This window comes from Candidatus Neomarinimicrobiota bacterium, from assembly GCA_021157965.1.
Lineage (GTDB): Bacteria > Fidelibacterota > Fidelibacteria > Fidelibacterales > Fidelibacteraceae > Fidelibacter.
On record JAGGVO010000045.1, the window covers coordinates 1 to 3,937 of the forward strand.

Here is a 3,937-nt window from a genome sequence, read left to right on the forward strand (position 1 = left end):
ATCGGCTTTGGGACCTTCGGCATCAGCCTGCTGTTTCCCGATGTTTCCTTCAGTCCCGATATGGCCGGGATGATGAAACGCTTCGAAACTATGATGACACCGGAACAACTGGAACAAATCCGGCAATCCATTGAGACCTATCCGGTCCATCCTTTCTGGATTTCCTTTCTCCAGGGACTCCTGGCCGGGATTACGATCAATGCCGTGGCGGCTTTCGGTGAAGAACTGGGATGGCGAGGATTCCTCCTCCGTCAATTCAAAAAAATGTCCTTCCTGAAAGCGTCCCTGGCCATCGGCTTTATCTGGGGGATCTGGCATGCCCCTATTATCCTCATGGGACACAATTATCCCCAACATCCCCAATTGGGTGTGCTGATGATGACGATCTGGTGCCTTTTACTTACACCACTCTTTCTCTATGTGACCATCAAATCAGGCTCCGTGATCGCCGCGGCTGTGATACATGGCACCCTCAACGGGACGGCCGGTATCGCCATCATGCTGATTAAAGGGGGGAATGACCTGACAGTCGGTATGACAGGACTCGCCGGGTTTATTTCCCTGGCGATTTTCCTGGCCGGACTCTTTGTGTATGATTCTTTTATCAGCAAAGAAAAGGTGATGAGACAACCCATAAGCAATAATCTGATGTAATATGAAAAACTCCAATGAACATTCTCTTCCCATTTCCATTCTGCTACATCTTTTACCCGGATTTCTGACCGGCGCTGTATACTATACCCTGGCACCATCTGTCCGGTCACAGGGATTTCCTACCGTGATGGCTCTGATCCTTGCCGGTATCCTGGCTTTAATCCCCTTTGAACTGGGATATCTGCTGTTTCAAAAGAAAAAGACGGGTAAACCCTTTTTCAACGGAATTGTCCGCTATTGCCATTCCATATCCCTGTGGCATTACCTTGTGTGGGTCCCGGCGATTTTTCTGGCAAGTGGCCTTCTGTTTACCCTTTTCAATTTCAGCTCTGACCTGCTGATATCCTTGTTTTCATGGATACCCGAATATCTGCACCTTGAGATGGGACTCGACGGGGGGTATTCACGGGAATCCCTGCTTATCACCTATGGACTCTTTTTTATTTTTCTTGTGGTGATTTTACCCGTGACGGAAGAATTGTATTTCCGGGGATATCTGTTGCCCCGTATGCCGGAAAGATTGAAAGGGTGGACCCCCCTTCTTCATAGCGCGCTTTTTGCCCTCTACCATGTGTGGACGCCCTGGCTGGTTGTCACCCGGACGGTGGCCGTGCTGCCCCTGATTTACGGGGTTCAAAAAAAGAAAAATATTCTGATAGGGATGTTGTCCCACTGCCTGCTGAATGCCATCGACTGGGTTGTGGGACTCGCCTTTGTTGCCAAGATGTAACGGGATCCACTTAAATATCCCCAATGTATAGATAATTTGATAATGTAACTCTCAGCCATAGGAGGAATACAATGGTGCACGGTTTTTGGGGATGGCCGGGCGTCAACTGGTTTATCTGGCTCCCGGGAATGGTTATCATCATTTTTGTGCTGTGGTTGCTATTAAAATCCCTGATTCAGGAATCCGGTCGGCCATATTCACGGGATAAAACACCCCTGGATATCTTGAAAGAACGATACGCCAAAGGCGAGATTGACAAGAAAGAATTTGAAGAACGAAAAGCAAATCTTCTGAAAAACTAAATACCGGAATAAGGGTTTTATTTATTTCTTTTTAATCTTTTTAACGTCTGAAAACGTTTTAACCTAATTTTTTGTATCCGCTTTTTTCTTTTCGTCATCCTGCAGGATTTTTACCCGTTTTTTCGGTTTATCCATGTTGATGTATTTGACTTCACCCTGAACCATGGTGAGTTTTACGCCGAAGTCATCATCAAAAGAGGTAATATCGGCATAACGACCGGGGAGGATATAGCCGGTTTGGATCTGCCGGCTGAGGACGGTCACCGGATTACAGGAAGCCATACGCAGGGCATCATCCACATCAAAGCCCATGCCTGCCAGGTTTTTTACCCCCTTGATCATGGTCAGGGCTGAACCGGCAATGGTATCGTCCGCTTTCCGTTTGAAAACACCCTCGTCATAATAGACTTCTTCGTTGTTGGCGATAAGACATCCTGACTTCTGTTCTGTGGGCTTCAGGGAATCGGTGACCAGGATCATCTTGTTGATGGGTTTGACTTCCCGGAGGAGTTTGACAATGGCGGGGTGGAGGTGATAGCCGTCTGCAATAATTTCGCAGGATACATTGGGATGGATCATAATGGCACCCACAACACCGGGATCCCGGTGGTGAAGCCGCCGCATGGCGTTAAAAAAGTGTGTGGAGTGAAGAATACCGGCCTGAATCCCTTCCAGCATGTTTTCGTAGGTGGCGTTGGAATGTCCTGCCGAAAGGACGATCCCTTTCTTGGTACAATACAGTGCCAGCTCGTGCATGTTTTTCAACTCCGGAGCCACCGTCATGATGACAATGTTATTTCCTGATTCCCGGATATAACGATCCATCAAATCCAGGTTCACTTCTTTCATGTTTTTCGGCGGTAAGACACCCGGTTTTTCCCGGGATAGAAATGGACCCTCCAGGTTCAGGCCGAAAATCTTGGCACCTGTTTCAATCCCGATGGAAACCCTGATACTGCGAATCGCTTTAATGAAATCCTTATCTTCCTGGGGATACAGCGTAGGGCAAAATCCCGTAACACCATATTCCACAAGAGCTTTGGACATTTCCAGAATGGAATCCACTTCGCCGTCCGCCGTGTCAAATCCGTGCAGGCCGTGAATGTGAGTATCCACAAAACCGGACGAGACCCAGGAATCTTCCATGTCGTAGACTTTCACATCTTTAGGCCAGGTCCGCTGTTTGAAGCGTTTTTCACTCAGTACATCAGAGATTTTATCATCGATAATGATAATGGATGAGTCCTCCAGCACGGTAATGCCCGTAAAGACTCTGGCATGACGAAGAACAACTGTATTGCTCATGATGGATCCTTTATATTTCTGCCGGGAAATTACCAAATTATCCTGTGAATAGAAAGCCCCCTTGTGAAATTGGTCATCCAAATATCCCGGATGCATTGAAACCGGGGAATAAGGTTGTGTCCTTCAGGTCCCTACGAAAAGCTTCAGATGAGCAGGCATATAAAGGGAAATGCCTTTTCAGATCAGCTTCTTATGAAATTATGTTGCATCAGGGCATTATAGAGGATTTGGGCGATCAGGCCGTGTCCTTTCGGTGTGGGGTGTACGCGGTCTGTAGCCCAGCGGCTTTCGGGAGATTCTTCCAGGAGGGATATAAACATGGCGTGGAGGTTAAGGTAGGGAAGGGCATAGTGCTTTGAAAGATCGAGAATACCCCTGACCATTTTCTCCGTGGTTTTCAGAACCGGCAGGGAGGGGTCTTTGCAGATATAAAAGGGAGTCATAAGAAGGATGGGTGTATTGGGAAGGCCGGCCTGTGTCTGCCGGATCAGCGTGTTATAGATGTTGAGGAAGTGGGATATCCGTTCTTCTTCGGGAGATGGGTGGTTCTGGGTGACATGGGCATCATTGACGCCGATAAGCATTGTCAGCAGATCCGGAGCCGGGTCAAGAACGTCTGTCTGCCAGCGCATGGCGAGTCCTTCAATGGTGTTTCCGCAAATTCCTTTGTTCAGGATTTCAAAGGGAAAATCGGGATGACAGGTTTCGATTATTTCCTTCAGCCGGGCAACATAGCCATCCCCAAGGGGCGGTTTGTCATTGGTTCGCCCTGCATCTGTTATGCTGTTGCCGATGCAGAGAATCCGAAAAAGTGCAGACATAGATCAATCCTTTCCTCTTGATTGATGTGGCGATGTTTACAAAAAAACAGCTATGGAAAAATAATATTTGAAATTCAGGAAACGAAGCTTTAATTTAGTTAGTAAATTAAACGAACTAATTAAGA

5 protein-coding genes are annotated in these 3,937 nt (G+C 47.3%); 3 read left to right on the plus strand and 2 right to left on the minus strand.

All coding sequences use genetic code 11. The features are described from left to right. The 3 genes from J7K63_07370 to J7K63_07380 form a co-directional block, all read left to right on the plus strand. Positions 1–654: CPBP family intramembrane metalloprotease (locus J7K63_07370; GenBank protein MCD6234838.1), on the plus strand; the 654-nt coding region annotated here is incomplete at its 5' end. 1 nt (position 655) lies between these two features. After that, positions 656–1,384, plus strand: coding sequence for a CPBP family intramembrane metalloprotease (locus tag J7K63_07375; protein MCD6234839.1), 729 nt, complete (start codon positions 656–658; stop codon positions 1,382–1,384). A 71-nt stretch (positions 1,385–1,455) separates the two neighbouring features. Continuing rightward, positions 1,456–1,686, plus strand: a complete 231-nt coding sequence (locus J7K63_07380) for an SHOCT domain-containing protein (protein MCD6234840.1) — start codon at positions 1,456–1,458, stop codon at positions 1,684–1,686. Between the two features lie 63 nt (positions 1,687–1,749). Here J7K63_07380 and nagA read toward each other — a convergent pair whose 3' ends face one another. After that, positions 1,750–2,991: an N-acetylglucosamine-6-phosphate deacetylase gene (gene nagA, locus J7K63_07385; GenBank protein ID MCD6234841.1), complete on the minus strand. Its 1,242-nt coding sequence runs from the start codon at positions 2,989–2,991 to the stop codon at positions 1,750–1,752. Between the two features lie 182 nt (positions 2,992–3,173). Then, entirely contained in the window at positions 3,174–3,812 is a 639-nt protein-coding gene (locus J7K63_07390; GenBank protein ID MCD6234842.1) for an SGNH/GDSL hydrolase family protein, read from the minus strand. Positions 3,813–3,937 lie beyond the last annotated feature (125 nt).